Origin of the sequence: Microbispora hainanensis (assembly GCF_036186745.1) — a bacterium.
Taxonomy (GTDB): Bacteria; Actinomycetota; Actinomycetes; order Streptosporangiales; family Streptosporangiaceae; genus Microbispora.
Genome location: NZ_CP108086.1, coordinates 8,064,773 through 8,090,151 on the forward strand (window position 1 = coordinate 8,064,773; position 25,379 = coordinate 8,090,151).

General features: G+C 70.9%; 28 protein-coding genes. 10 read left to right on the forward strand and 18 right to left on the reverse strand.

The window, feature by feature from the left end; genetic code table 11:
* Positions 1 to 6: 6 nt before the first annotated feature.
* From OHB01_RS36590 to OHB01_RS36650, 13 genes are all read right to left on the reverse strand, one after another.
* Entirely contained in the window at positions 7 to 1,617 is a 1,611-nt protein-coding gene (locus OHB01_RS36590) for a cation acetate symporter (protein ID WP_142645305.1), read from the reverse strand.
* Positions 1,614 to 1,958, reverse strand: coding sequence for a DUF485 domain-containing protein (locus tag OHB01_RS36595; protein WP_185948907.1), 345 nt, complete (start codon positions 1,956 to 1,958; stop codon positions 1,614 to 1,616). The genes OHB01_RS36590 and OHB01_RS36595 overlap by 4 nt, the downstream gene beginning before the upstream one ends.
* A 195-nt stretch (positions 1,959 to 2,153) precedes the next feature.
* Positions 2,154 to 3,668: a cation acetate symporter gene (locus OHB01_RS36600; protein ID WP_312845713.1), complete on the reverse strand. Its 1,515-nt coding sequence runs from the start codon at positions 3,666 to 3,668 to the stop codon at positions 2,154 to 2,156.
* 7 nt (positions 3,669 to 3,675) lie between these two features.
* Positions 3,676 to 4,110: a hypothetical protein gene (locus OHB01_RS36605; protein ID WP_328710513.1), complete on the reverse strand. Its 435-nt coding sequence runs from the start codon at positions 4,108 to 4,110 to the stop codon at positions 3,676 to 3,678.
* A gap of 18 nt (positions 4,111 to 4,128) precedes the next feature.
* On the reverse strand, positions 4,129 to 4,878 hold the full coding sequence (locus OHB01_RS36610; protein WP_142645307.1) for a LytR/AlgR family response regulator transcription factor: 750 nt from the start codon (positions 4,876 to 4,878) through the stop codon (positions 4,129 to 4,131).
* Positions 4,879 to 4,988: 110 nt separating this feature from the next.
* Positions 4,989 to 5,585, reverse strand: a complete 597-nt coding sequence (locus OHB01_RS36615) for a Uma2 family endonuclease (RefSeq protein ID WP_142645308.1) — start codon at positions 5,583 to 5,585, stop codon at positions 4,989 to 4,991.
* A gap of 100 nt (positions 5,586 to 5,685) precedes the next feature.
* Entirely contained in the window at positions 5,686 to 6,864 is a 1,179-nt protein-coding gene (locus tag OHB01_RS36620; RefSeq protein ID WP_142645309.1) for a sensor histidine kinase, read from the reverse strand.
* Positions 6,865 to 7,049: 185 nt separating this feature from the next.
* Positions 7,050 to 7,955, reverse strand: coding sequence for a haloalkane dehalogenase (locus OHB01_RS36625; RefSeq protein ID WP_328710514.1), 906 nt, complete (start codon positions 7,953 to 7,955; stop codon positions 7,050 to 7,052).
* A 25-nt stretch (positions 7,956 to 7,980) separates the two neighbouring features.
* Positions 7,981 to 8,415, reverse strand: a complete 435-nt coding sequence (locus OHB01_RS36630) for an HIT family protein (protein WP_312845714.1) — start codon at positions 8,413 to 8,415, stop codon at positions 7,981 to 7,983.
* Positions 8,412 to 9,572 (reverse strand): acyl-CoA dehydrogenase family protein, encoded by a 1,161-nt coding sequence (locus OHB01_RS36635; RefSeq protein ID WP_328854606.1) that lies wholly within the window; start codon positions 9,570 to 9,572, stop codon positions 8,412 to 8,414. Before OHB01_RS36635 ends, OHB01_RS36630 begins: the two co-directional genes overlap by 4 nt.
* Positions 9,572 to 10,090, reverse strand: a complete 519-nt coding sequence (locus tag OHB01_RS36640) for a MaoC family dehydratase (protein ID WP_142645312.1) — start codon at positions 10,088 to 10,090, stop codon at positions 9,572 to 9,574. Before OHB01_RS36640 ends, OHB01_RS36635 begins: the two co-directional genes overlap by 1 nt.
* A gap of 90 nt (positions 10,091 to 10,180) precedes the next feature.
* Positions 10,181 to 11,086: a phosphotriesterase family protein gene (locus OHB01_RS36645; protein WP_147944013.1), complete on the reverse strand. Its 906-nt coding sequence runs from the start codon at positions 11,084 to 11,086 to the stop codon at positions 10,181 to 10,183.
* On the reverse strand, positions 11,083 to 11,595 hold the full coding sequence (locus OHB01_RS36650) for a carboxymuconolactone decarboxylase family protein (protein WP_205829773.1): 513 nt from the start codon (positions 11,593 to 11,595) through the stop codon (positions 11,083 to 11,085). Before OHB01_RS36650 ends, OHB01_RS36645 begins: the two co-directional genes overlap by 4 nt.
* An 89-nt stretch (positions 11,596 to 11,684) precedes the next feature.
* Between OHB01_RS36650 and OHB01_RS36655 the strand changes: the two genes are divergently transcribed.
* Positions 11,685 to 12,251 carry a CGNR zinc finger domain-containing protein gene (locus tag OHB01_RS36655; RefSeq protein WP_142645314.1) on the forward strand — a complete coding sequence of 189 codons (567 nt, stop codon included), beginning with the start codon at positions 11,685 to 11,687 and terminating at the stop codon, positions 12,249 to 12,251.
* Positions 12,252 to 12,400: 149 nt separating this feature from the next.
* Here the strand turns inward: OHB01_RS36655 and OHB01_RS36660 are convergent, their stop codons facing one another.
* Positions 12,401 to 13,492, reverse strand: coding sequence for a DUF3618 domain-containing protein (locus OHB01_RS36660; protein WP_147944014.1), 1,092 nt, complete (start codon positions 13,490 to 13,492; stop codon positions 12,401 to 12,403).
* The gene (locus OHB01_RS36665; protein ID WP_142645316.1) at positions 13,489 to 13,887 is read right to left on the reverse strand and encodes a phage holin family protein; all 399 of its coding nucleotides are present in this window, start codon (positions 13,885 to 13,887) and stop codon (positions 13,489 to 13,491) included. Before OHB01_RS36665 ends, OHB01_RS36660 begins: the two co-directional genes overlap by 4 nt.
* 366 nt (positions 13,888 to 14,253) lie before the next feature.
* Between OHB01_RS36665 and OHB01_RS36670 the strand changes: the two genes are divergently transcribed.
* The 3 genes from OHB01_RS36670 (at position 14,254) to OHB01_RS36680 (ending at position 19,782) form a co-directional block, all read left to right on the forward strand.
* Entirely contained in the window at positions 14,254 to 16,743 is a 2,490-nt protein-coding gene (locus tag OHB01_RS36670) for a glycoside hydrolase family 48 protein (RefSeq protein WP_419197559.1), read from the forward strand.
* A 152-nt stretch (positions 16,744 to 16,895) separates the two neighbouring features.
* Entirely contained in the window at positions 16,896 to 19,280 is a 2,385-nt protein-coding gene (locus OHB01_RS36675; RefSeq protein ID WP_328854608.1) for a glycoside hydrolase family 9 protein, read from the forward strand.
* Positions 19,281 to 19,380: 100 nt separating this feature from the next.
* Positions 19,381 to 19,782: a cellulose binding domain-containing protein gene (locus OHB01_RS36680; RefSeq protein ID WP_142645319.1), complete on the forward strand. Its 402-nt coding sequence runs from the start codon at positions 19,381 to 19,383 to the stop codon at positions 19,780 to 19,782.
* A 154-nt stretch (positions 19,783 to 19,936) separates the two neighbouring features.
* On the opposite strand, the gene OHB01_RS36685 is transcribed toward OHB01_RS36680, so the two are convergent.
* Complete coding sequence (locus tag OHB01_RS36685; RefSeq protein ID WP_142616906.1) at positions 19,937 to 20,200, reverse strand: hypothetical protein; 264 nt, start codon at positions 20,198 to 20,200, stop codon at positions 19,937 to 19,939.
* A gap of 104 nt (positions 20,201 to 20,304) precedes the next feature.
* A complete protein-coding gene (locus OHB01_RS36690; RefSeq protein WP_147944016.1) occupies positions 20,305 to 20,571 on the reverse strand; it encodes an MFS transporter in 267 nt (88 codons plus the stop codon).
* 75 nt (positions 20,572 to 20,646) lie between these two features.
* Between OHB01_RS36690 and OHB01_RS36695 the strand changes: the two genes are divergently transcribed.
* From OHB01_RS36695 to OHB01_RS36705, 3 genes are all read left to right on the forward strand, one after another.
* Positions 20,647 to 20,772: a hypothetical protein gene (locus tag OHB01_RS36695; protein WP_260617109.1), complete on the forward strand. Its 126-nt coding sequence runs from the start codon at positions 20,647 to 20,649 to the stop codon at positions 20,770 to 20,772.
* Between the two features lie 466 nt (positions 20,773 to 21,238).
* Entirely contained in the window at positions 21,239 to 21,568 is a 330-nt protein-coding gene (locus OHB01_RS36700; RefSeq protein ID WP_205829774.1) for a GNAT family N-acetyltransferase, read from the forward strand.
* A gap of 196 nt (positions 21,569 to 21,764) precedes the next feature.
* Entirely contained in the window at positions 21,765 to 22,499 is a 735-nt protein-coding gene (locus OHB01_RS36705) for a GNAT family N-acetyltransferase (RefSeq protein ID WP_328854609.1), read from the forward strand.
* 54 nt (positions 22,500 to 22,553) lie between these two features.
* Here OHB01_RS36705 and OHB01_RS36710 read toward each other — a convergent pair whose 3' ends face one another.
* Positions 22,554 to 23,702, reverse strand: a complete 1,149-nt coding sequence (locus tag OHB01_RS36710) for an FAD-dependent monooxygenase (RefSeq protein WP_142645323.1) — start codon at positions 23,700 to 23,702, stop codon at positions 22,554 to 22,556.
* A 90-nt stretch (positions 23,703 to 23,792) separates the two neighbouring features.
* Here OHB01_RS36710 and OHB01_RS36715 point away from each other — a divergent pair, with 90 nt between their 5' ends.
* The 3 genes from OHB01_RS36715 (at position 23,793) to OHB01_RS36725 (ending at position 25,349) form a co-directional block, all read left to right on the forward strand.
* Positions 23,793 to 24,437, forward strand: coding sequence for a TetR/AcrR family transcriptional regulator (locus tag OHB01_RS36715; protein WP_222709591.1), 645 nt, complete (start codon positions 23,793 to 23,795; stop codon positions 24,435 to 24,437).
* A gap of 67 nt (positions 24,438 to 24,504) precedes the next feature.
* The gene (locus OHB01_RS36720) at positions 24,505 to 24,945 is read left to right on the forward strand and encodes a MarR family transcriptional regulator (protein ID WP_328710519.1); all 441 of its coding nucleotides are present in this window, start codon (positions 24,505 to 24,507) and stop codon (positions 24,943 to 24,945) included.
* Positions 24,942 to 25,349, forward strand: a complete 408-nt coding sequence (locus OHB01_RS36725; protein WP_147944021.1) for a VOC family protein — start codon at positions 24,942 to 24,944, stop codon at positions 25,347 to 25,349. Before OHB01_RS36720 ends, OHB01_RS36725 begins: the two co-directional genes overlap by 4 nt.
* The last annotated feature ends 30 nt before the right edge of the window (positions 25,350 to 25,379 follow it).

Sequence of the window (25,379 nt, forward strand, 5' to 3'; positions counted from 1 at the left end):
CCGGTGTCAGTGGCTCGTGGCCTTCTCGGCACCGAGGCCGGTGAGCGAGCGGACCTCGATCTCGGCGTACTTCGAGCCGTTGTACTCCTTGCTCAGGATCGTGCCGAGGTAGCCGCACAGGAAGCCGATCGGGATCGAGAAGATGCCCGGGTTCGACAGCGGGAGCACGTGGAAGTCGGCGTCGGGGAACATCGCCGTCGGCGCGCCGGAGACGACCGGCGAGAAGATCACCAGCACCACGGCGGAGATGAGGCCGCCGTAGATGGCCGAGACCGCGCCCGCCGTGTTGAACCTCTTCCAGAACAGGCTGTAGAGGATCGCCGGAAGGTTGCCCGACGCGGCGACCGCGAAGGCCAGCGAGACGAGGAAGGCCACGTTGAGCGACTGGGCGAAGATGCTCAGCGCGATCGCGACCGCGCCGATCACGAACGCGGCGATCCGGGCGACCACGACCTCCTGGCGCTCGGTGGCGCCGCCCCGCTTGAACACGTGCGCGTAAAGGTCGTGGGCGAAGCTGGAGGACGACGCGAGGGTCAGGCCCGCGACGACCGCGAGGATCGTGGCGAACGCGACCGCCGCGATGACCGCCAGCAGCACCGTGCCGCCGACGTCGCCGAAGATGTCCTGGCCCACCTGCTGGGCGAGCAGCGGGGCCGCCGTGTTGCCGGCCTTGTCGGCCTCGGCGATCGTCTTCGAGCCCACCAGGGCCGCGGCGCCGAAGCCGAGCACCAGCGTCAGCAGGTAGAACACGCCGATGATGCCGATGCCCCACATGACCGACTTGCGGGCGTCCCTGGCGGTCGGCACGGTGTAGAAGCGGATGAGGACGTGCGGCAGGCCGGCGGTGCCGAGCACCAGGGCCAGGCCGAGGCTGATCAGGTCGATCTTGCCCCAGACGCCCTGGGCCTCGGTGCCGTACTTGAGACCGGGCTTGAGGAAGGCGTCGCCCTTGCCGCTCGCGTTGGCGGCGTCGCCGAGCAGGCCGGACAGGTTGAAGCCGAACTTGCCGAGCACCAGCAGGGTGATCAGCGCGGCGCCGACCATCAGCATGACGGCCTTGACGATCTGCACCCAGGTGGTGCCCTTCATGCCGCCGAACACGACATAGATGATCATCAGCAGGCCGACCAAGATGATCGTCCAGATCTTGCCGGCCTCGGAGTGGACACCGAGCAGCAGGCCGACGAGCGCGCCCGCGCCGACCATCTGCGCGAGCAGGTAGAAGATGCTCACGACGATCGTGGACACACCGGCCGCCGTACGGACCGGGCGCGGGGACATGCGGAACGCCAGCACGTCGGCCATCGTGTACTTGCCGGAGTTGCGCATCAGCTCGGCGACGAGCAGCAGCGCCACCAGCCAGGCCACGAGGAAGCCGATGGAGTAGAGGAAGCCGTCGTAGCCCGACAGCGCGATGATGCCGGCGATGCCGAGGAACGACGCGGCCGACATGTAGTCGCCGCCGATCGCCAGGCCGTTCTGCAGGCCGCTGAACGACCGGCCGCCGGCGTAGAAGTCCGCCGCGCTCTTGGTGTGGCGGCTGGCCCAGAACGTGATCGCCAGTGTGCCGGCAACGAAGATCACGAAGAGGATCGTGGACAGCGTCTCGTGACTCACTTCGCGCCCTCCCCGACCTCGTCGTGGGTCTCGGCCCCGCCGCGCAGCTCGTCGGCGATCGGGTCGAGCTTGGCCTCCGCGTGCCGCGAGTACGCCCACGCGATCAGGAACGTCGACACGAACTGCAGCACACCGAAGACGAGGGCGACGTTGATGTTGCCGAACAACTTGGCGCCCATGAAGTCCCGGGCGAAGCCCGACAGCACCACGTAGAGCAGGTACCACACCAGGAAGGCGATGGTCATGGGGAACGCCCAGGACCGGTAGCGGCGGCGCAGCTCCTGGAACTGCTCACCCGCCTGTATACGTTCATAGACCGATGGATCGTGCTGGACGGTCACAAGATCTCCTTCGGCAGTGATCTGGATCACTTCAACGTAGGAGCGCGCCCTGCGCGGCGACGAGTCCCGGGAGCCGCCGAGTCGCCCAGCCGTAGCGCCCGCTCGTTCACATGGCGCATCCCTGCGACGAATGGTCGGTTGCACGCGCTGAGCGGTCACCCATGCGTTACATGAAACGCGACCGCAAACGCCCGGCTACATGAAACGCGGCCGCCAGTCGCCCCGGTCGACGTTCAGCGTCTCGGGCGTGTGCAGGCGGACCATCGTGCGCGCCACGCCACGCGGCACCCGCGACGGCGTCAGCAGCGACACCACCACCATGACCGTGAACGACACGGGCACCGTCCAGGCCGCCGGCTCCGCCAGCAGCGACCCCGCCCAGCCGCTGTGCGGGCCGCCGATGATCGTGACCACGACCGCCGTGCAGGCCAGCCCTCCCCCGGCCAGCAGGCCGGCCATCGCCCCCGCCGTCGTCAGCCTGCGCCACCAGATGCCGAGCACCAGCAGCGGGCAGAACGACGAGGCGGCCACGGCGAACGCCAGCCCCACCACGGTCGCCACCGGCAGCGACCGGGCCACGCCCGCCAGAGCGAACGGCACGAGCACCGCGAGCAGGGTCGCGACCCGGAACGCGCGCACCCCGCCGCGCAGCATGTCCTGAGCGATCACCCCGGCGACCGACACCGTCAGCCCTGACGACGTCGACAGGAACGCCGCGAACGCCCCCGCGGTCACCAGCGCCGTCAGGAACTCGCCCACCGGCCCGCCGACCAGCCTGCCCGGCAGGGCGATGACCACGGTGTCGCTCTCCGGCATGCCGTAGACGTGGCCGAGGTAGCCGTACACGGCGGGCATCAGATAGAAGGCGCCGAGCAGGGTCAGCACGACGAGCGTGGTGCGGCGGGCGGCCATCCCGTCCGGGTTCGTGTAGAAGCGGACGAGCACGTGCGGCAGCCCCATCGTCCCGAGGAACGTCGCCAGGATCAGCGAGTACGTCTCGTAGACCGGATGCTCCTGGCCGTGCAGCGGCAGCACCCACTCGTCCCCCGGGGCGAGCCCCGGCCGTCCGTCCGACCACCAGGCCATCAGCATGAAGACCAGCGGCACCGCGAGCGCGGTCAGCTTCAGCCAGTATTGGAACGCCTGGACGAACGTGATCGACCGCATGCCGCCCGACAGCACGTTGGTCGCGACCACCGCCGCCACCAGCAGGCTCCCCGTCCACGGCGGCGCCCCCGTGATCGTACGGAAGACCAGCCCGGCGCTCTGGAACTGCGGCATCAGATAGAGCCAGCCGATCAGCACGACGAGCACGCTCGACAGCCGCCGCACCGCCATCGACTCCAGCCGCGCCTCGGCGAAGTCGGGCAGCGTGTAGGCCCCCGACCGCCGCAGCGGCGCCGACACCAGCACCAGCAGCACGAGGTAGCCGCCGGTCCAGCCGACCGGCAGCCACAGCATGTCCGCGCCGAAGGTGAGGATCAGCCCCGCGACGCCGAGGAAGGATGCCGCCGACAGATACTCCCCGCCGATGGCCGAGGCGTTCCACAGGGGCGAGACCGTGCGGGAGGCGACGTAGAAGTCCGACGTGGTGCGGGAAACCCGGATGCCGAACGCGCCGATGAGCACGGTCGCCAGCATCACCAGGACGACCGCGACGATCTGGTTCACCGGTGCGCCGTTCTCGTCGGCACTCCCCGCGGCCGGCACACGGTCTTCATCGGCGCTCCACGAGGTCGGCGAAGTCGCGTTCGTTGCGTTCGGCCTGCCGCACGTACAGCCAGGCGCCCCCGACGAGCGCCGGATAGATCAGCCCCGCCAGCACCACCCACGGCAGCGGCAGCCCGAGCAGCTCGGCCGCGCGCAGCTCCGGGGCCAGCAGGAACAGCAGCGGCAGCCCGCCCACGACGCAGGCGAGCAGGCTGCACACGAACAACGCCAGGCGAAACTGGGTGCGCACCAGGGAGCCCATGTAGACCTCGCCGAGGCGGGTCTGCTCGTCGATCTCCCGGGTGAGCGGGTGCCGTGGCCTGGGCGCCGCCGCCGTGCGCGGGCTGGTGACCACCACCCTGCGGGGCTTCCCGCCCGTCGCCGCGCCCTCGCCCTGTCCGCGCGTGCCGGACGCCGCCGCCCTGCGGGGCTTGCCGCTCATCGTGCCCTCACCGCCCGCTCACTGGGCCTGGCCCCGGCGGGCCCGGCGGACGAGCAGGTCGCGCAGCTCCCGGGTGTGGCGGCGGCTCACCGGGATCTCGGTCTCCCCCACCCGCACCACGCACTTGCCCGAGTCGATGTGCAGCTCGTCGATGTGCTTGACCGCGACGAGGTGACTGCGGTGGACGCGCAGGAACCCCGCCGACGCCCAGCGCTCCTCCAGCGTGGCCAGCGGGATGCGCACCAGGTGGCTGCCGGTCGCCGTGTGCAGCCGCGCGTAGTCGCCCTGCGCCTCGACGTACCGCACCTCGGTGCTCGCCACGAACCGGGTGACGCCGCCCAGCTCGACCGGGATCGTGTCCGCCTGCGGCCCTTCCCCCGGCTCGCCCCGGCTGCCGCACACCCGGCGGATCGCCTCGGCGAGCCGCTCCGGCCGTACGGGCTTGAGCAGGTAGTCCTCGGCCTTCAGCTCGAAGGCGTCCACGGCGTGGTCCTCGTACGCCGTCACGAAAACGATCTTCGGTGGGCGGGTGAACTGGGTCAGCAGCCGGCCCAGCACCACGCCGTCGAGGCCGCGCATGCGGATGTCGAGGAAGACCGCGTCGATCGGCCTGCCGTCCGCGATGGCGCGGTCGAGCAGCCGGAGCGCGGCGGCCCCGTCGCGGGCGGTGAGCACGTCACCGATGCGGGGGTCGGCGCGCAGCAGGTAGGCGACGTCCTCCAGCGCGGGCTGCTCGTCGTCCACCGCCAGAACCCGCAGACCGCTCACGATCACCCCTTTCACCGACCGATCCCCTAGAGAGTGATGACCGAAACGTGTGGAAGTCAACGCCTCCCCATCACGACCGCATCACGGCTGGGATCGCGCCGGCCCGGGGGTCAGCCCGGACGGCGGCGCAGCAGCGCCCCGGGGTCGAGCGTCACCCGGAACGGCTCGTCGAGCGTCGCCGGCTCGCCCGTCCGCATTACGTGACGCTCGCGGTACTCCCCCGCGACGAGCTCGAAGACGATGACGCGCGGCTCCGGCTGGTCGAGGCGGACCACCCAGGAGAACGGGATGCCGATGCTCGCGTAGACCTGCCGCTTGGTGATCATGTCGCGGGTGACCGCGTCCTTGCCGGTGATCTCGGTGGCGATCAGTGTGTCGTGCCCCTTGAGCAGGTCATAGCCGCCCTCGGCCAGCTTGCCCGGCACGGTGACGAGATCGGGAGGACTGCGGTAGCCGGGCAGCGGCCCCGGGACGTCGACGTCGACCGGCCCGATGGTGATCAGATCCAGCCCGGCGTCCTCGGCCGCGTCATTCAGCAGGCGCATGAGCCGATAGGCGACGTACTGGTGCTCGGGTGCGGGGGAGTTCTCGACCAGGAGGTTCCCGTCCTCGATCTCGTAGCGGAATCCTTCCGGCAGGTCGCGCGTGTCGTCCCGGGGCCACGGACACCGGCTCCCCTGCCGGCCGAACGTGATCGTCACACTCATCGGCGTGGAACCTCCGGGCGAGGGGCGGCCTGACCGGCGTGAAAGCTAACAGTAATCATAGGGATACGCATAGCTTTCCGAATGGTCAGGGCGTGAAGGATCAGGTCCGGACGCCGGGGTGATATTTGGGGACGCGTACGGCGACCTTGGTGCCGGCGCCCTCTCCGGTCTCCACCACGAGGCCGTACTCGTCGCCGTACACCTGACGCAGCCGCTCGTCCACGTTGGCCACGCCGATGCCGCCCGCGCCCGAGCGGTCCTCCCCGGCGAGCACCCGGCGCAGCCGGTCGGGGTCCATGCCGACGCCGTCGTCCTCCACGGTGATCACGCACTCCGCGCCCGCGTCCTCGGCGACGATCGTGATGCGGCCGACGCCCGGCTTGGCCTCCAGGCCGTGCCGTACGGCGTTCTCGACCAGCGGTTGCAGGCACAGGAACGGCACTGCCACCGGCAGCACCTCGGGCGCGATGCGCAACGTGACCTGGAGCTGGTCGCCGAACCTGGCCCGTTCGAGCGTGAGATAGCGGTCGATCGAGCGCAGTTCCTCCGCCAGGGTCGTGAAGTCGCCGTGCCGCCGGAAGGAGTAGCGGGTGAAGTCGGCGAACTCCAGCAGCAGTTCCCTGGCCCGCTCGGGGTCGGTGCGGACGAACGACGCGATGGTGGTCAGCGAGTTGTAGATGAAATGCGGCGAGATCTGCGCCCGCAGCGCCCGGACCTCGGCCTCCATCAGCATCGTGCGGGACCGGTCGAGCTCGGCCAGCTCAAGCTGGGAGTCGACCCACCGCGCGACCTCCTGCGCCGCCCGCACCAGCCCGGCCGAGGCGTGGTCGCCGTACGCCGCGAGCGAGCCGACGACCCGGTCGTCGGTGGTGAGCGGGACGACCACGGCGTGCCTGATCGGGCACTCGGGGCGCAGGCAGTCGAGCGCGAGCACCTGCGTGCGGCCGTCTTTCAGCGTCTCGGCGGCGTGCTCGAACGCCTCGGCCGCGTGGTGGTCGCCCACGCCGTCGTAGACGAGCAGCTCCTCGCCGTTGGTGATGGCGATGGCCGGGGAGCCGAGCAGTTCGCGCAGGTGCCGCGACGCCTTGAGCGCCCCCGCCTGGGTCAGCCCGGCGCGCAGCGGCGGCGCGGCCAGCGAGGCGGTGTGCAGCGTCTCGAACGTCGCGCGCTCGGCGGGGCTGCTGCCGAGGTCGCGCCGCCCGCGCAGGACCCGCCACAGCACGACCGCCGGCACGGCCACGAGCACGGCGACGACGAGCACTGTCACGACCGGTTCCACGCCGCCGCAGCCTACCCGGCGCGCGCCGCCCGTCCGCTCGCGCGGCGGCGAACGGTCCCCATCGCGCGCCGGACCGCCCCCGGCCGCCGCTGAGCCGCGTCTCTCTCCGGGCCTCTTCGCCGGGCCTTCCGCCGGGCCTTCCGCCGGGCCTCTCGCCGGGCCTTCCGCCGGACCTCTCGCCGGGCCTACCGTGCGGCCGTCGCGCGGACGAAGGCGGCGACGGCCTCGCCCAGCTCGCGGCCCGCGTCCTCCTGCAGGAAGTGACCGGCGCCGGTGATGACGGGATGGTCGAGCCCGGCCGCGCCGGGCATCGACTTCTTCAGGATCGGCGCCATCCCCCCGGTGATGGGGTCGCGGTCGGAGAACGCGACGAGGAACGGCAGGTCGAGCGTGACGAGGGTCTGCCAGGCGGCGCGGTTGGCGGGCGCGGCCGGGTCGTCGGGGGTGATCGGCACCAGGCCCGGCATCGCCCGCGGCCCCGCCTTGAACTCCTCGGAGGGGAACGGCGCGTCGTAGGCCCGCCGTACGGGCTCGGGCAGCTCGGTGACGCACCCCGACTGGATGAACCGGGCGATGTCGAGCACGGGTGCCTTCTCGACGGCCTGCCGGAAGCGGTGCCACACCTCGGGCATCGGGATGTCGCCGGTCGGCAGGCCGGTGTTGGCGGCGACGACCCTGGCGAAGCGGTCAGGGTGCTCGGCGACGAGCCGCAGCCCGATCAGCCCGCCCCAGTCCTGGCCGACCAGCGTCACGCCGCGCAGGCCGAGCGCGTCGAAGGCGAGCGACCGCACCCACTCCACGTGCCGGGCGTACGTGTGGTCCTCCGGGCGGGACGGCTTGTCCGACCGGCCGAAGCCGATGAGGTCGGGGGCTACGGCCCGGCAGCCCGCCTCGGCCAGCACGGCCATCACGTGCCGGTAGAGGAACGACCAGCTCGGCTCCCCGTGCAGCAGCAGCACCGGCGGCCCGTCCGCCGGGCCCGCCTCGACGTACGCCATCCGGGCGCCGCCGGTCACCTCGGCATAGCGGGGTTCGTACGGGAAGTCGGGCAGGTCCGCGAAGCGTTCGTCAGGAGTGCGGAGGAAGTCCATGAAGGGGCACCTTTACGTTGTAGATTCACATGTGGAGGGATTCGTCCAGCGCGGCGCGGATGCGGGCCGCGTAGTCCTCGATCTCGGCGTCGCCGTCGTACTTGACCCGGGGCCAGAAGAAGCCGCGCAGGCCGTCCTTGCGGTTGCGCGGCACGACGTGGACGTGCAGGTGGGGCACGCTCTGGCTGATCCGGTTGTTCATCGCGACGAACGTGCCGGCCGCGCCCGTGCCCGCCTCGACCGCCCGCGCGACGGCCTGGACGCGGGAGAAGAACGGCCCGATCTCCTCGGCCGGAAGGTCCGTCAGGGTCTCGACGTGGCCGCGCGGCACGACGAGCACGTGCCCCTTGAACACCGGCCGGACGTCGAGGAACGCCGCCGCGACCTCGTCGTCCAGCACCATGTGGGCGGCCCGCTCGCCCGCCGCGATCTCGCAGAACACGCAGCCGTCCACGGTCACCAGCCGAGCGTGGCGTCGCCCTCGATGAGGGCCCTGGCGATGATCAGCCGCTGCACGTCGTTGGTGCCCTCCCCGATCGCCATGAGCGGCGCGTCCCGATAGAGGCGCTCGACCACGAACTCCTGGGAGTAGCCGTAGCCGCCGTGGATCCGCATCGCCTCCATCGTCGCTCTGAGCGCCACCTCGGAGGCGAAGTATTTCGCCATCGCCGCCTCGCTGCGCACCGGCCCGGCCTCCGACCGCACGGCGGCCCAGTACGTCATGAGCCTGGCCGCCTGGATCTCGGTCGCCATGTCGGCCAGCTTGAGCTGGATCGCCTGGAAATCGGCGATCGGCTGCCCGAACGCGTGCCGTTCGCGGGCGTAGCCGAGGGCCGCCTCGTAGGCGCACTGCGCGACGCCGACCGCGCGGGCGGCGATGTTGAGACGGCCGAGTTCGAGCGCCGACAGCACCTGCTGCATGCCGCGCCCCTCGGCGCCGCCGAGCAGCCGCGACACCGGCACGCGTACGCCGTCGAGGACGACCTCGCACGTCTCGGTGCCCTTGTAGCCCAGCTTGGGCAGGTCGCGGCTGACGGTCAGGCCCTCGCTGCCGGCGTCCACCAGCAGCACCGACATCCCCCGATGGGCGGGCGTCTCGATCGAGGTCTTCACCAGCACGGGCAGCGGGTCGGCGTGCCGCGCGTTGGTGATCCAGGTCTTGGTGCCGGTGACGACGTAGTGGTCGCCGTCGCGGACCGCCCGGGTGGCGATGCCCTGCAGGTCGGTGCCCGCACCCGGCTCGGTCAGCGCGATCCCCGTACGGCGGGCGCCGCCGGCCAGGCCGGGCAGGTAGTGGCGGCGCTGCTCGTCCGTGCCGTATTCGGCGATCATCCAGGTCGACAGGGAGTGGGAGCCGAGGATTCCCGCCACGCCCATCCAGCCCCGGGCGATCTCCTCGAAGACGAGGGCGAACGACACCCGGTCGAGGTCGAGGCCGCCGTACTCCTCCGGGATGGTCATGCCGAACAGCCCCATTTGCGCGAACCGCCGGACGATCTCCTCCGGATAGCGCCCGGTGCGCTCCCACTCGGAGGCGACGGGGACGATCTCCTTGTCCACCAACTCCCGCAGCGTCCGCCGGAACAGCCGCTGGTCCTCGTTCAGCTCGAAGTCCACTACGCCTCCATCGGGCCGGTCTTGGCACGCGGGAAATACCCCTTGTCGTGGGGCGCGTCGCGCTTGTAGACCATCACCGCGCGCCGCCACGACATCACCTCGTCGCCGTCCTGGTTCAGGCCCCGCGTGCGGCAGGTGACGATCCCGGCGTACGGCCGTGACCTCGACTCGCGCTTGTCCACCACGATCGACTCGGCGTACAGGGTGTCGCCCACGAAGACCGGATGGGTCAGCCGGATCTCGTCCCAGCCGAGGTTCATCATCGCCGTCTGGCTCACGTCGATGACCGACAGCCCGAGCACGATCGCCACCGAGAGCCCCGAGTTCACGATGATCTTCCCGACCGGAGCCCGGGCGGCGAAGTGCGCGTTGAAGTGGTTCTGGTTGGTGTTCATCGTCAGCAGCGTGAACCAGGTGTTGTCGGCCTCGCTGATCGTCCGGCCGAGCGGGTGCTGGTAGACGTCGCCGACCACGAAGTCCTCGTAGTAGCGCCCGATGCGGGCTTCATGGACCGTCACACCAGAATACTATTCTGGATCAGCTCCGCGCGGGGTGAGCCCGGCCCGCGACGCCGTCCGCATGCTCCGTCGTTCCGGATCCGCCCGCAGTCACGGCCGCCGCCAGTGGACCGCGAACGCCCGGGCCGGGTTCTCCACGAAGATCGCCGCTGCGACCTCGGGCCCGAGCTCCCGCTCGATCCGCGGTCGCAGGCCGCCGAGCAGGAACGGCATGCCCGGTCCGTCGGCGCCGGACCTCGCCGCCGCGGTGACCGTGTCGCCGCCGAGCAGGATCCGGCGGGAGTGTCCCGCGGCGGCGAGCGCTTCCAGGCAGTCCAGCAGACGCCAGTCGGCGGCGTGATGCGCCCGCGACGGACCGTCGAACGCCAGGTACGCGCCCGCCTCCGCGGCTTCCCGGTGGACGCGCGGGTCCGGGAACCGGTGGAGGTGCCCGAGGATCACGTGGTGCGCGGGCACCTCGTGCGTACGGCACAGCAGGTCGAGCACGTCCATGGCCGCCGTTCCGGCCTCCAGGTGGACGCCGATGGGCGCGCCGGTGGCGTGGTGCGCCTCGGCCGCGGCGGCCATGACGTGCCGCGCGTGGTCGTCGAGCCGGTGATAGGCGCCGGCGACCTTGATCAGGCCCGCTTTCACGGGACCGGCGGTCAGCTCGCGGACGAACAGGCCGGCCAGTCCGCTGCGGACCCGGCGTAACTCCTCCGGGTCGTAGTGCCGCGCCTGGTGCAGGCCGGTGGCGGAGACGAGGTGCACGCCGGACCGCCGGGACAGGCCCGGCAGTTCCTCTGCCCGCCGCCCCAGCCCCCACGGGGTCCACTGCACCACCGCACGGCCGCCGAGCGCGGCGAAGGTGTCGAGCTCGGCGAGCGCGGCCTCGGCGTCGTCCAGTTCCTGGCCCGGCAGGGCCGGCGAGGCGAGGAACAGATGATCGTGCGCGTCGCAGACCCCCAGCTCCCCGGGCGGGATGTCCCCCAGCACGGTCCTGACGGCCGCCGTCATCGGCCGCCTTCCCCTTCCCTCTCCGTGTCCGTCTCCGTCTCCGCGTCCGTCTCCGCGTCCGTCTCAGTGTCCGCGTCCGCGTCCGTCTCCGTGTCCGTCTCCGTGTCCGCGAACGCCGCGACGGCGACGCGCAGCCCGGCCAGCGCCCTCGGCACGCCGATGTAGGGGGCCAGATGCACGAACACCTCGAGGATCTCCTGCCGGTTCATCCCCACGCGCAGCGAAGTCCTCACATGGCCGGCCAGTTGCGGGTCGACGCCACCGACGGCGGTGAGGGCGGCGAGGTTGACGAGCTGCCGGTCGCGCAGCGACAGCCCCTCACGCAGATAGGTGCCGCCGAACAGCGCCGTGACCAGCCAGTCGGGGAATCCAGGGACGATCTCCTCAAGCCCCGGCAGAAGGGACCGCTGGTAGGACTCGTCCTGCAGGAGGCCGAGCAGCCGGTAGCCCTCCTCACGGTCCAGCCGGGCCCGCGTCAGTCCCTCCACAGACGGCCGCCTCATCGTCATGCCCCGATCCTCCTTTGATAGGTGTAACGCTTTGTGCGTTACATGGAGGACTGTACTGGACGTAACGGCTGAAGCGTTACCCTGTTTTCGTGACCACCGAGGACAAGCTCGCCTTCCGCTTCGACTGCGGCGCGGTCTGGTTGAACCTGCTCGCCACCAAAGGCCGCACGTTCAGCGCGGCGCCGGTGGAACGGCTGGCCACCCCCGCCCGCCTGGCGGAGTGGCTGGAGCGGTGCGAGCTGTCCCCCGCCCGGCCACCCGGCCAGGACGACCTGCACCTCGCGTGGGCGCTGCGCGAGACGCTGCGTGCGCTCGCGCTGGCCACGGTCGAGGAACGGCCGCCGCCGGCGGACGCCGTGGCCGGCCTGGCCGCCTTCCTCGGCGAGCATGACGATCCGGTGCGGCTGAGCGCGGACGACCGGCTGCGGCGCGAGCCCCCGGCGACCACGGCGCACGCCCTGGCCCGGATCGCCCGCCAGGCGGTGGACCAGATGACCGGATCCGACCGGCTGGCCCTGAAGAGCTGCCCCGAAAGTGACTGCAGGGGCGTCTTCATCGACCCGCCCGGACGCCGGCGCTGGTGCCCGAATCCCGCGTGCGCGAGCCGGGGAAGAGTCCGCGCGCTCCGCGCCCGCCGCAACGCCGGCCAGTCATGAGAAACGGCCCGGCGCCGCATGAGCAAGGCTCGGCGTCGGGCCTTCGCGTCCTGTCTTCGCCGACCCCCGGGGAGCCCTGGTGGCGCGCGGGCGCCCGGCGCGCTTCGCGCCACGCCCCGGGCACCTCGCTCAGGCCCGCCTCGGGCCGGTCATCGATGCGCGAACCTCCGCATGACCGAGCGACGAGGCTGCGGGAACAGCCGCCGGCCGCCGAACATGCGGGACCGGCCGAGCATGCCGAGCACGCCCGTTCCGCCGCGCGCGCTCTTCCGGCCGAACAGGCCCGGCCCGCCGGACATCCCCCTGCGGCCGAACATGCTCATGCCCCCGGGCGTCCTCTTCCCGCCGAACATGCTCATACCCCCGGGCGTCCTCTTCCCGCCGAACACGCCCTTGCCGCCGAGCGGGCCCATGCCGCCGGCCCTGCCCCTGGCGCCGAACAGGCCCCTCGTGCCTGCCCTGCCCCTGGCACCGAACAGGCGCGCACCGCGGCCGAACATGCTCGTGGCCCCGGCTCTGCTCTTCGTGCCGGACATGCCGGAACCGAACGGCCGCGTTCCGCCGCCGGTCATCCCGGTCCTGCGGGAGGCGCCGAACATCCCGCCGGACATCCCGCCGAACATCCCGCTGCCCATGCGGGCTCCGCCCGCGCCGCGCATCCGCGGCATGCCCGCCATACCGGACCTCGTGATGCCGGACCTCGCCATGCCGGACCTCGCCATGCCGGACCTCGTCGTACGGCCCTGGCTCCGGGAGATCCGGCGAAACACCAGCAGCGCCGTCGCCATGGCTCCGGCCCCGGCGACGACGCCGGGACGACGCCTGGCCTGCTCGCCGGCCCTGGCCGCGGCTCCGCGCAGCGGCTCCGGCGTGACCTCGCGCACGCGTCCGGTGACACCGGCCACCCTGGCCCGCGCGGCCGCGGTGGTCGCGTGCACGCGCTGCTGCGCCCGTGCCTTCACGTCGGCCTTGGCGGCCAGCGCCTCGATCGTGTCGCCGAGGTCGTCGCGGGTCCGCTCGATCTCCTGACGGACCTCGGCGATCTCGTCGTGGCCCTTCCTCCGCTCGCCCGCGCCCCTGGTCTCGGTGTCCCGGGCCTCGGCGACGGGCTCGGGGCCGGGCTGCGCCTGCCGTACGGCGTTCAGCGACTCCGGGTCGGTGACCGGCTCTGACACGTCCTGTCTGTGCACACCCACGGTCCCGGCCTTCGGCCGGGCCGCCTTGGGGTCGGTCTCGGTCATCTGCGCGCACTCTCCTTCATGACGTCGATGTCCGCTTTGAGGCTGCGCATCGCCTCGTCGGGAGTGGGCGGCGTCGCGCGGGACACCTGCTCCTTGCCCACCAGGGCGAGCAGTCCGGCGAGCGCCAGCAGCGCGGCGCCGATGACCAGGGCGCTCGCCCAGGCCGGCAGCACGAGCGCGAGGGCCAGGATCGCCGTGGCCACGAGGGCGCCTCCGCCGTAGAACGCGATGAGACCCGCGGCGCCGAGCAGGCCCGCGCCCATTCCCGCGCGTTTGCCCTTGCGGGTCATTTCCAGCCGCGCCAGGCGCAGTTCGTCGCGGATCAGCCGGGAGACGTCCTCGGACAGCCGGCGGACGAGTTCGCCCGTTGAAAGCGACTCCTTCTGGATGGTCATGGCCTGCCTCCCTTCCAGGGTTGGGAAGCGCCTACCCGCAGCCGAGAGCCCTAACCACGGGCCCCGGCGGGGTGAACGGCCAGGCTGTTACACGTGAAAGTTTCAGTTATGAAACAGCGCCACGTCCGCCAGAGGGTGGCAAAAGGCCAGTAAGGGGCCTCGGCTCACCGCCCGATCGGGCCACGGCGTGAGGCGATTGCAACCCGTGATTGACATACCGGGGGCCCAATCGACAATCCTGATGTGGGAGCGCTCCCATCGTATCGGTTCAGATCCACCCTTGCCCGCATCGGTCACGAAATCCGCTACCTGGCATTTCTTCACCCGATGCTCCCACCCCCAACCCACTTTGGAGACCCTCCTCAAATGCGAACGAGAGCTCTGAGTACGGGAGCGCTCCCACGATCGCGGAGACGGATCGCCCTTGTGGCGGCCGCCGCCGTGTCCGGCGGCCTCCTCGTCGGGCTGGCGCAGACTCCTGCGTCCGCCGCCGTGTCCTGTGACGTGCAGTACGCGCTCAACTCCTGGGGTTCCGGATCGGGCGGTTTCACCGTCAGCCTCGACATCAAGAACCTGGGCGATCCGATCAACAACTGGACGCTGCGGTTCAACTTCCCCAACGGGCAGCAGCTGTCGAACGGCTGGTCGGCGAACTGGAGCCAGAGCGGCGCCACCGTCACGGCCACGAACATGCCGTGGAACGCGAGCCTCGGCACCGGCACGACGACCAACATCGGTTTCCAGGGAACGTGGAACGGCAGCAACAACAAGCCCACCTCGTTCTCCATCAACGGTGTGACCTGCGGCGCGACCGCCAGCCCCTCACCGAGCCCCTCACCCAGCCCGTCTCCCTCGCCCTCGCCCTCGCCGAGCCCGTCGGCCTCGCCGTCGGCGTCCCCCTCCGCCTCGCCGTCGGTGTCGCCGTCCGCGTCCCCGTCCCCATCGGCGAGCCCCACTCCGGGCACGGGCAACGAGTACATCGACAACTTCATGACGATGTACAACAAGATCCACGACCCGGCCAACGGGTACTTCTCGCCCGAGGGCGTGCCTTACCACTCGGTCGAGACGCTGCTCGTGGAGGCTCCCGACCAGGGCCACGAGACGACGTCCGAGGCGTTCAGCTACTACCTGTGGCTGGAGGCGATGTACGGCAAGATCACCGGTGACTGGACGAAGTTCAACACCGCGTGGACGACGATGGAGAAGTACATCATCCCGTCGCACGCCGACCAGCCCACCAACGACAAGTACGACCCCAGCAAGCCGGCGACGTACGCGGGTGAGTGGAACGACATCAGCCAGTACCCGTCCCGGCTCGACAGCAGCGTCAGCGTCGGCAGCGACCCGATCGCGAACGAGCTGAAGAGCGCGTACGGCACGTCCGACATCTACGGCATGCACTGGCTGCTGGACGTCGACAACACCTACGGCTACGGCCGCTGTGGCGACGGCACCACCAAGCCGGCGTACATCAACACCTACCAGCGCGGGCCCGAGGAGTCGGTCTTCGAGACCATCCCGCAGCCGTCGTGCGACACCTTCGCATTCGGCGGTCCGAACGGGTACCTCGACCTGTTCACCGGTGACGCGTCGTACGCGAAGCAGTGGAAGTACACCAACGCGCCGGACGCCGACGCCCGCGCCGTCCAGGCCGCCTACTGGGCGCTGACCTGGGCGACCGAGCAGGGCAAGCAGGGGCAGATCTCCACCGCGGTGGCCAACGCCGCCAAGATGGGCGACTACCTGCGCTACGCGATGTACGACAAGTACTTCAAGCAGCCGAACTGCACCAGCACCTCCTGCCCGGCGGGCACCGGCAAGAACTCGTCGAACTACCTGCTGTCCTGGTACTACGCCTGGGGCGGCGCGTACGACACGTCGGCCGGATGGGCCTGGCGCATCGGCTCCAGCCACAACCACGGCGGCTACCAGAACCCGATGGCGGCCTGGGCGCTGTCGAACGTCAACGCGCTGAAGCCCAAGGGCTCGACCGCCGTCAGCGACTGGTCGACCAGCCTCACCCGCCAGCTGCAGTTCTACAAGTGGCTGCAGTCGGCCGAGGGCGCCATCGCCGGTGGCGCGACCAACAGCTGGGAGGGCCACTACGCCTCCCCGCCGTCGAGCCTGCCGAAGTTCTTCGGCATGGCCTATGACTGGCAGCCCGTCTACCACGACCCGCCGTCCAACCAGTGGTTCGGCTTCCAGGCGTGGTCGATGGAGCGCGTGGCCGAGCTCTACTACGCCACGGGCAACAGCGACGCCAAGAGCATCCTCGACAAGTGGGTCGCCTGGGCGCTGTCGGGCACCACGATCAACTCCGACGGCACCTTCCAGATCCCGTCGACGCTGCACTGGAGCGGCCAGCCGGACGCCAGCTTCAGCGGCTCGGGGATGCCGCCGGCCAACACCGGGCTGCACGTGACCATCCAGGACTACACCGACGACATCGGCGTGGCCGGTTCGTACGCCAAGACCCTGATGTTCTACGCGGCCAGGTCGGGCAACGCCCAGGCCAAGAGCACGGCCAAGGCCCTGCTCGACGGCATCTGGCAGAACAACCAGGACGACAAGGGCGTGTCGGTCGCGGAGACCAAGACCGACTACAACCGCCTGGACGACCCGATCTACGTCCCGTCCGGCTGGAGCGGCACGATGCCGAACGGCGACCCGATCAACAGCAACTCGACCTTCATCTCCATCCGGTCCTGGTACAAGAACGACCCGGACTGGCCGAAGGTCCAGTCGTACCTGAACGGCGGCACCCCTCCGGTCTTCCACTACCACCGCTTCTGGGCGCAGACCGACGTGGCCACCGCGTACGGACAGTACGGCCTGCTCTTCCCCAACGGCTGAGCACGCCCCGTAAGCCGGGGTGCGGTGTCGCCTGACCCTTCACCGCACCCCAAGGAAGTGTCCCTCCGGGACACGACCGAGTAAGCCGGGGCGCGGCGGCGCCTGACCCGCCGCCGCGCCCCCGACCCCCCACCTCTGTGAGGCTCATCCCCATGCGGCGTACGTTCCCTGCACTTGCGGCGCTGATCATCTCCACCGCGGTCGTCCCGGCCGCCGTTCCCCAGTCGGCTTCCGCCGCCCCGGCGTTCAACTACGGCGAGGCGCTGCAGAAGTCGCTCTTCTTCTATGAGGCCCAGCAGTCCGGCACACTGCCGTCCACCAACCGCGTCACCTGGCGCGGCGACTCGGCGCTCAACGACGGCAAGGACGTCGGTCTCGACCTGACCGGCGGCTGGTACGACGCGGGCGACCACGTCAAGTTCGGCCTGCCGATGGCGTTCAGCGCGACGATGCTGGCATGGGGCGCGGTGGACTACCGCGACGCCTACGCCTCGTCCGGGCAGCTCACCTACCTGATGAACAGCCTGCGCTTCGTCAACGACTACTTCGTCAAGGCGCACCCCTCCTCCAACGTCCTGTACGGCCAGGTCGGCAACGGCAACGCCGACCACGCCTGGTGGGGGGCGGCCGAGGTGCTGCCGATGAGCAGGCCCTCGTACAAGATCGACGCCTCGTGCGGCGGATCCGACCTGGCCGGTGAGACGGCGGCCGCGATGGCGGCCTCCTCGATCGTCTTCCGGCCCACCGACCCGTCGTACGCCGACAAGCTGCTCACCCACGCCAAGCAGCTCTACACGTTCGCCGACACCGTGCGGGGCAAGTACAGCGACTGCATCACCGACGCGCAGAACTTCTACAAGTCCTGGAGCGGCTACAACGACGAGCTGGTGTGGGGGGCCATCTGGCTCTACCGCGCCACCCAGGACTCCTCCTACCTCGCCAAGGCCGAGTCGTACTACGCCAACCTCGGCACCGAGCCGCAGTCGACCACCAAGTCGTACAAGTGGACGATCGCCTGGGACGACAAGTCGTACGGCTGCTACGTGCTGCTGGCGAAGCTGACCGGCAAGCAGCAGTACGCCGACGACGCGAACCGGTGGCTCGACTGGTGGACGGTCGGCGTGAACGGGCAGCGGGTGAACTACTCCCCCGGCGGCCAGGCCGTGCTCGACTCCTGGGGATCGCTCCGCTACGCCGCCAACACCGCGTTCGTCGCGCTCTACTACAGCGACTGGCTCACCGACTCCACGCGCAAGGCCCGCTACCACGACTTCGCCGTACGGCAGATCAACTACGCGCTCGGCGACAACCCGCGCAAGTCGTCGTACGAGATCGGCTTCGGGAACAACCCGCCGCGCAACCCGCACCACCGCACCGCGCACGGCACCTGGACCAACAACCTGAACGGTGAGCCGGCGCAGAGCCGCCACATCCTGTACGGCGCGCTCGTCGGCGGCCCCAAGTCGGCCGACGACGCCTACACCGACAGCCGCGCCGACTACACGATGAACGAGGTCGCCACCGACTACAACGCCGGCTTCACCAGCGCGCTGGTGCGGCTCTACAAGGAGTACGGCGGCACCCCGCTGTCGAACTTCCCCGTCGCGGAGACCCCCGACGGCCCGGAGATCTACCTCCAGGCGGCGGTCAACGCCAGCGGCCAGAACTTCACCGAGATCAAGACCCTGGTCTACAACCACTCGGCCTGGCCCGCCCGCGCCCTGACCGACGGCTCGTTCCGCTACTACTTCACCCTGGACGGCGACACCACGCCGAGCCAGATCACGCTGACGGCCAACTACAACCAGTGCAAGCCGCCGACCGGCCCGACGCAGTTCTCCGGCAGGGTCTACTACGTCACGATCGACTGCTCCGGCCAGGTCATCGCTCCGCAGGGACAGTCGGAGTCGCGGCGTGAGGTGCAGTTCCGCATCGCCAGCTCCGGTTCGTGGGACCCGTCGAACGACTGGTCGTACACGGGGGTGTCCACCACCCCGTCCACGCCGGTGACGGTGCAGAACATGACGCTGTACTCGGGATCGACCAAGATCTGGGGCAATGCGCCCGGGGCCGAGCCGTCCCCGTCGCCCAGCCCCTCGGTCTCGCCGTCGCCGTCCCCGTCCCCGTCCCCGTCGCCCTCCGCCTCGCCGTCCCCGTCCCCGTCCCCGTCGCCGTCGCCCAGCCCGTCTCCGTCGCCCAGCCCGTCGCCGTCGCCCAGCCCGTCGCCGGCGACCGGCAAGGCGTGCACCGCGACGTACACGCTGGTCAACTCGTGGCAGGGCGGCTTCCAGGCGGACATCACCGTACGCAACTCCGGCGCCTCGGCCATCTCCGGCTGGACGGTGACCTGGTCGTTCCCGAGCGGCCAGACCATCTCCCAGCTCTGGAGCGGCACGGTCAGCCAGAGCGGATCGAACGTCACGGTGACGAACCTGTCGTGGAACGGCAACCTGGGCTCCGGCGCCACGACGAACTTCGGCTTCACCGGCAACGGCTCGGGCACCGCCCCGTCGACCGTCACCTGCACCCCCGCGTAGCCCGCGTTCCCGGGCTCGCCCCAGTCGCCCGCCTTCCCCAGACGGACCCCTCTCTGGGGGAGGCGGGCATCCACGTAAGCGCCGAGCAAGGGAGAGATCGATGATCAGAAGGACGATCGCCGCGACAGGCCTCATCCTGGCGACCGCGGGGATCACGGCCGCCCCCGCATCCGCGGACTCGATCGGCTGCAAGGCGGTCTACACGGTCACCAGCCAGTGGCCCGGAACGCGGGACGCCGTCTCGCTCGGGCAGGTCACGGTGACCAACAGCGGCTCGTGGGCGATCAAGGGCTGGCGTGTGTCGTGGCGCTACACCGACGGCAGCGTGATCACCCAGGTGTGGGGGGCAGTGCCCCTCCCGGTGATCGGCACCGTCGGGTCGTACGCCTTCGGCAACGAGACCTACAACGGCGAGCTGCCGATCGGCGGCTCGACCGTCTTCGGCTTCGCCGCCCGCCTGGGCGGCGGAAGGGCCCCCGAGGTGACCTGCACGCCCGCCTGATCTGCGGGCGCTGCACAGCCCCCTCTCAAGCAGGCGGGTCTCACGCACGTTGATCCGGACGCCGACGATCCCCCGGGACACATTCCCGGGGGATCGTCGTCTCGCGTTATATGGACCTGACGCGGCCGGACATGTCACATCACGACATGCCGGATCACCACGACTCCGGAGGCAGGTTCACGTCGCCGACACGGTCGTAGATGACGGTCTCGTCCTCCAGCCTGACGACCATGACACGGCGGGCGAGTCCCGCTCGCTCCAGCGCCTTCGCCGACTCGACGGCGTTCTTGGCGTAGTGGTAACGGTCACGGCTACCGGTGAACGGGCTCTCCCTGTCGCACCTGACCTCGTAGCGGTCATCCGGCCAGGGCTGACGAAGCCCGTCAGTCGTACTGCGCTCGGTAGCGGTCGCGGTCATTGCACACCTCTCATGTCGCGGAGGGACCTCCGCTAAGAAAGACCCCCCTGCCCCCCCGAGGCATAAGTATTGCCCATATGCAACATTTGTTTCACAGCACCCCCTCAGATGGGAGCCGTCGTCGAGCCTTCCGGCCAGGAGCACCGCGACGAGCATGCCCGCCCCCTGTGCGGCGACAGCCACCCGGCCTGCCCGGGCGGCATGCCGTCGACCGTCTGGAAATACAGCGGCACCGCGAACGCCGCGGCGAAGGGCAGGAGCACGGCCGACAGGATGCTCGTCAGCAGCAACAAGGGGACGGCGAGGAAGAAGATCCACCGCCAGGACAGCGCGTTGATGACCGCGCCCGCGACGACGGGCCCGGCCAGCATGTGCGGCGGCGGGGCGTCGGACGGCCGCCCGTCGTACGGCGGCGGAGCGGCCTCGGGACCGGGAGCGCCGGCGGCGTGGGCGCCTTCCGCGAGCAGGGTGTCGGCGGGGTGCCCGGCGCCGAGGAGGCGCAGCAGGATCTCCCGGGCGGCTGGGCGGCGGGACCGACCGTCTGCCCGGCGATCTGCTCGGGCGCCATGTAGGCGGGGGTGCCCACGACCGCGCTCGACACGGTGCCGGTGGCGTTCAGCACCCGCGCGATCCCGAAGTCGGCGGCGAGGTCCACGGTGCGGCCCGTGGAGGAGTGACCGGCGCCTTCGAGTAGCATCCGGCAGGCCAGGAGGGATTTGTCCCACGGTGGGGTGATTCGGTCGGGCCGTATAGATTACTGACGGCATCTATCACGAGGCCCGACCCACCCCTGCGGCGTGGTGCATGGCTATCCCGCCCTCTGGCGAGCAGGAGACCGATCCCTTGAGCTGGTTCATCACGGACGACCCCGAAGTGCTTCGCTCCGAGGCGGGGTCGTTCCGACCGCACCTGCGCCTCCACCGTCTCGACCGGCTTGTGCGCCCTGACGTCGCACCGCCGGGGGCGCCGCGGGCGGCGACCGGCGATGACCGGGCTCTTCTTCATGACTGGTGCACCCGTTTCGTCACGGAAGCCGGCTTGCTCGGAGCCGATCTCGACGTGTTCGTCGACGAGCGGCTGAGCCAGGGCGGCTGGCGGCTGTGGACGGTCGGGGACGAACCTGTGGCCATGGCCGCCATGACGTCGGTGGTGGCCGGCACGGCCCGCATCACTCCCGTCTACACGCTGCCCGGACACCGCGGCCGGGGCCACGGCTCGGCCGTCACCGCGGCCGTTTCCCAGGCGGCTCTCGACGCCGGCGCGGAACACGTGCTCCTCTTCACCGACCTCGCCGACGCGACGAGCAACAGCGTCTACCAGCGCATCGGATACCGCCCCGTCTCCGACTACCGGATCGTGGTGCCTTGACACCGCAGCCGGCTGCCGGTGAGAGCCGGCCGGGACAGGACACGAGACACCCTCGGCCGCCCAGGCCCGAGGCTTCCAGACAGAGGTGACACCCATGACGAACGTGTCAGGCGGAGCCGATGAACAGCTCGCGGCGGCCGCGTCCCCGGGCGGCCGTGCCCCGCGAGCCCTGTGGCGCCCCGGGAGCATGGCCCGCGTGACCGCCAACTTCCGCCAGTACCTCACCGGTTGGGGCGTGGCGGACCGTGGTGAGGGCGACCTCGACTACTTCCGCAGCGGGCTGGCTCAGCCGCAGTTCAACGGAGTGGTCCGGATCCGCTCCCTGGATGCGGTCGAGCAGATCGCTGCCACCGCACGGGACCGGCTCGCGGGAGTGCCCTGGTGGTGGTGGATCGGCCCGGACAGCCCCGCGGGCACGTCGTCCGCCCTGACCACGCTCGGAGCACAGGAACCCCCAACGCTCCCCGTGATGGCCAGATCGCTCGACCAGGCTGTGGATCCGATGGATCAACCAGCCGGCCTGCGGATCGAGGCGGTGACCGGTTACGACCGGCTGCCGGAACTGGTACGCACCTACAGCGCTTCCATGGGCATCGCGCCGGACCTCGAACCCGGCATCGTACGGATCGAGTCGCGACGCCGGGACAACGCGGACATCGTCCGCCTGGCGGCGGTTCTCGAGGACCGTGTGGTCGGGACGGCCACAGTGATCGCAGCCCACGACGTGGCCGGGATCTTCCTCGTCCACGTCGCGGACACGCATCGCCGGCGCGGCATCGGCGCGGCACTGACCGCGGCGGCGCTCCGCGCGGGACAGGACCGCGGCACGCGGCTGGCAGCACTCGCCGCGAGCCCGGCCGGTGAGCCGCTGTATCGGCGCTTCGGTTTCGTCGAAGTCGCGCAGTACCGCCTCTTCGCCTTCCCCGCCTAGCGTCATCTGTCACCTGTACGGAGTGAGGATCAGCCGCTCGCCACACCCCCCTCATCATGCGAGGGCGTGCCTGAGCCGCGTGGCGGCGGCCACGGCGGGCCACAGGCGGGTGGCCAGGTTCCTGGCGACGATGCCGCCTCGCGTCGCGGGGACCAGGAGTGCCGACGCCTGCGCGACGTTGCGCTGCCTGGGGTCCACCAGGCGCCGGTGCGCCGCCTCGTACGCGCGGAAGGCCGCCGCGGGATCGCCGGAGTGGGCGGCCAGCGCCTCGGCGAGGGTGAACGCCCCCGCCATGGCCAGGGTGGAGCCGTCCCCGAACAGTGACACGCAGGACGCGGCGTCGCCGAGGAGCGCGACGCGGCCATTCCACCAGCGGGGCAGGCGCACCTGGCTGACCGAGTCGAAGTAGAGGTCGTCGGCGGCGCGCACGTGATCGAGCAGTTCCGGCGCCCGCCAGGCCACACCGGCGAAGGCGTCGATCAACATCCGCTTGTGCTGCTCGGTGTCGCGGTGGTCGAAGCCGGGCTCCTCGGGGCTCCGGTAGAGGAAGAACGCGCCCGCGGGCCGGGGATTGACGGCGACCGCCTTGCCGGGCGTGTTGTGCATGAGGATGTCCCGGCCGCCCCCGGCGGCCCCTTCGGGCAGCGGCGTCGTCGCGACGTACAGGCCCATGTGCCGCACGAGCCCGCTCTGCGGCGTCCCCGTCTCCCGGCCGAACGCGAGGCGCCGTGTCACCGAGTGCAGGCCGTCGGCCCCGATCACCAGGTCGAAGCGGCGGGGCGCGGCGCGCTCGAAGGTGACGTCCACCCCGTGCTCGTCCTGGTCGAGCGCCGTGATCGAGTCGTCGAAGAGGAACTCGGCGCGGTCGCGGCTCGCCTCGTAGAGGATCGACGCGAGGTCGCCGCGCGGCACCTCGACCTCGTCCGGCCGCTGCACGGCGCGCATGTCCATCCGGCCGACCCGCCTGCCCGCCGCGTCGACGAAGCCGACCCCCGTCGTGCCGGTGGCGGCCCGGCGCAGCCGGGGCATGACGCCCATGCGTTCCGCGACGGGGACGGCCGGCCCCCGGACGTCCACCGGGTTGCCGCTGGACCGGAGCCGTCCCCCGCGTTCCACGACCGTGACCCGGAATCCGTGCCCGGCCAGGCAGTAGGCCAGCGTCGGCCCCGCGATCCCGGCCCCCGAGATCAGCACAGTGCTCATGACACACCCCTAACCGGAGGATTTTCCTCCACATAAGCGACGGTATCCTAAACGGAGGAAAATCGTCCAGATCCTTCTGATGAGGTGGCCGTGGAGAAGGGGCTGCGCGCCGACGCGCGCCGCAACCGGGACCTGATCATCGCCGCGGCCCAGGAGCTGTTCCTGGAAGAGGGCATCGACGTGCCGCTGGAGGAGGTCGCCCGCCGCGCCGGCGTCGGCGTCGGCACGCTCTACCGCCGCTTCCCCGACCGGGACGCGCTGCTCCGGGCGGTGGGCGAGAAGAACCTCCGCCGCCTGGTGGACCTGGTGGAGACGTCCTGGCGCGAGGAGCCGGACGCCTGGCACGCGTTGTGCCGCTTCCTGCGCGGCTCGGTCGCCCTGCGGATCGGCGTGCTGGCGGCGAAGCTCCAGCCGCATCTGCACCAGCAACTGCGCACCGGCCCCGGCCTGAACGCGATGCGGCAGCAGGTGATCGCCGGTGTCCTGCGCATGGTCGAGCAGGCGCAGGCGGACGGCGCGCTGCGCGCCGACATCGGTCCCGTCGACGTCGCGCTGCTGATGACCCTGAACGTGTACACGCCGCCGGGCATGCACAGCGAGCAGGCCATGGAACGCGTGGTCGAGATCATGCTGAACGGCCTGCGCGCCGACGCGGGATCACCCCTCCCCGGAACCCGGCTCGGCGAGGACGAGCTGAGCCACTACATCGCCGTACGGTTCCCGCCCGACGAGTGACGCCCGGGCGACGGCGAGCCTCCGGCAGGGGCTGTCGCAGAATTATTATGTGCCGCATAATAATCGCGTGGTGAGCGAGGAGGCCGTCGCGGCGATCAGGTCCTGGACACGGCTCGACCAGGCGATCACCGCGTTCAACCGGCGGGTGGAGGCGCGGTTCGGCGTTACCGGGGCGCAACTGGCGATCCTCCGGCTGGTGGCCGAATGGGGGCCGCGGTTGCGTCTGGCCGACCTGCGCGACCGGCTGGTCATGCACCCCGCCACCATCGGCCAGCTCCTGGACCGCCTGGCCGCCCGCGGCCTGGTGGAGCTGACCCCTGATCCCGACGACCGCCGCCGCCGCATCGTGAGCCTGACGCCGGAGGGCCGCCGCGTCGCGGAGGAGGCCCCGCTGTCCGGTCCGGTGCGGCTGCGCCACGCCCCCGCGGACGCCGAACGCCTGCGCCGGTTGGCGGCCGCTCTCGACGACGCGGTCGTCCTGTTCGGACTGGAGGATTACGCCACATGACCTCACCGGAGAACGGCATCACGGTGCTCGGCGTCGACAACGTCCTGTTCACCATCGGCGACCTGGACGAAGCCGTGAGGTTCTACACCACGCTCGGTCTTCCGCTCGCCTTCCGGATGGACGAGCGCGGCATCGCGCTGTTCCGGCTGGGCGGCGAGCCGGCGGGGCTGCTCGTACGCCGCGGCGATGTCTCCGCGGGTTCCGGCGACGGGCGGCCGCGGCTGTGGCTGGAGGTGGCCGACGCCCGGGCCGTCGCGCGAACCCTGCGGGAGGCGGGTGTCGCCGCCCTCGCCGACCCCTTCCCGGTCGCGACCGGCTGGACCGTCGAGGTCGCCGATCCCTGGGGCAACGTGGTCGGCTTCACGGACTACACCACCATGCCCGAGCGAGGCCGCGGCGCCTGACGCCCTCCCGAACCCGCGACCCCAACGGAG

What these genes read in the sequence shown, in the direction of transcription:
- OHB01_RS36605 (WP_328710513.1), bottom strand. Translation starts at nt 4,110, where the DNA reads ATGAGCGGCAAGCCCCGCAGGGCGGCGGCGTCCGGCACGCGCGGACAG.
- OHB01_RS36615 (WP_142645308.1), bottom strand. Translation starts at nt 5,585, where the DNA reads ATGAGTGTGACGATCACGTTCGGCCGGCAGGGGAGCCGGTGTCCGTGG.
- OHB01_RS36625 (WP_328710514.1), bottom strand. Translation starts at nt 7,955, where the DNA reads ATGGACTTCCTCCGCACTCCTGACGAACGCTTCGCGGACCTGCCCGAC.
- OHB01_RS36645 (WP_147944013.1), bottom strand. Translation starts at nt 11,086, where the DNA reads ATGACGGCGGCCGTCAGGACCGTGCTGGGGGACATCCCGCCCGGGGAG.
- OHB01_RS36650 (WP_205829773.1), bottom strand. Translation starts at nt 11,595, where the DNA reads ATGACGATGAGGCGGCCGTCTGTGGAGGGACTGACGCGGGCCCGGCTG.
- OHB01_RS36660 (WP_147944014.1), bottom strand. Translation starts at nt 13,492, where the DNA reads ATGACCGAGACCGACCCCAAGGCGGCCCGGCCGAAGGCCGGGACCGTG.
- OHB01_RS36665 (WP_142645316.1), bottom strand. Translation starts at nt 13,887, where the DNA reads ATGACCATCCAGAAGGAGTCGCTTTCAACGGGCGAACTCGTCCGCCGG.
- OHB01_RS36670 (WP_419197559.1), top strand. Translation starts at nt 14,254, where the DNA reads ATGCGAACGAGAGCTCTGAGTACGGGAGCGCTCCCACGATCGCGGAGA.
- OHB01_RS36675 (WP_328854608.1), top strand. Translation starts at nt 16,896, where the DNA reads ATGCGGCGTACGTTCCCTGCACTTGCGGCGCTGATCATCTCCACCGCG.
- OHB01_RS36680 (WP_142645319.1), top strand. Translation starts at nt 19,381, where the DNA reads ATGATCAGAAGGACGATCGCCGCGACAGGCCTCATCCTGGCGACCGCG.
- OHB01_RS36685 (WP_142616906.1), bottom strand. Translation starts at nt 20,200, where the DNA reads ATGACCGCGACCGCTACCGAGCGCAGTACGACTGACGGGCTTCGTCAG.
- OHB01_RS36690 (WP_147944016.1), bottom strand. Translation starts at nt 20,571, where the DNA reads ATGCTGGCCGGGCCCGTCGTCGCGGGCGCGGTCATCAACGCGCTGTCC.
- OHB01_RS36710 (WP_142645323.1), bottom strand. Translation starts at nt 23,702, where the DNA reads ATGAGCACTGTGCTGATCTCGGGGGCCGGGATCGCGGGGCCGACGCTG.
- OHB01_RS36725 (WP_147944021.1), top strand. Translation starts at nt 24,942, where the DNA reads ATGACCTCACCGGAGAACGGCATCACGGTGCTCGGCGTCGACAACGTC.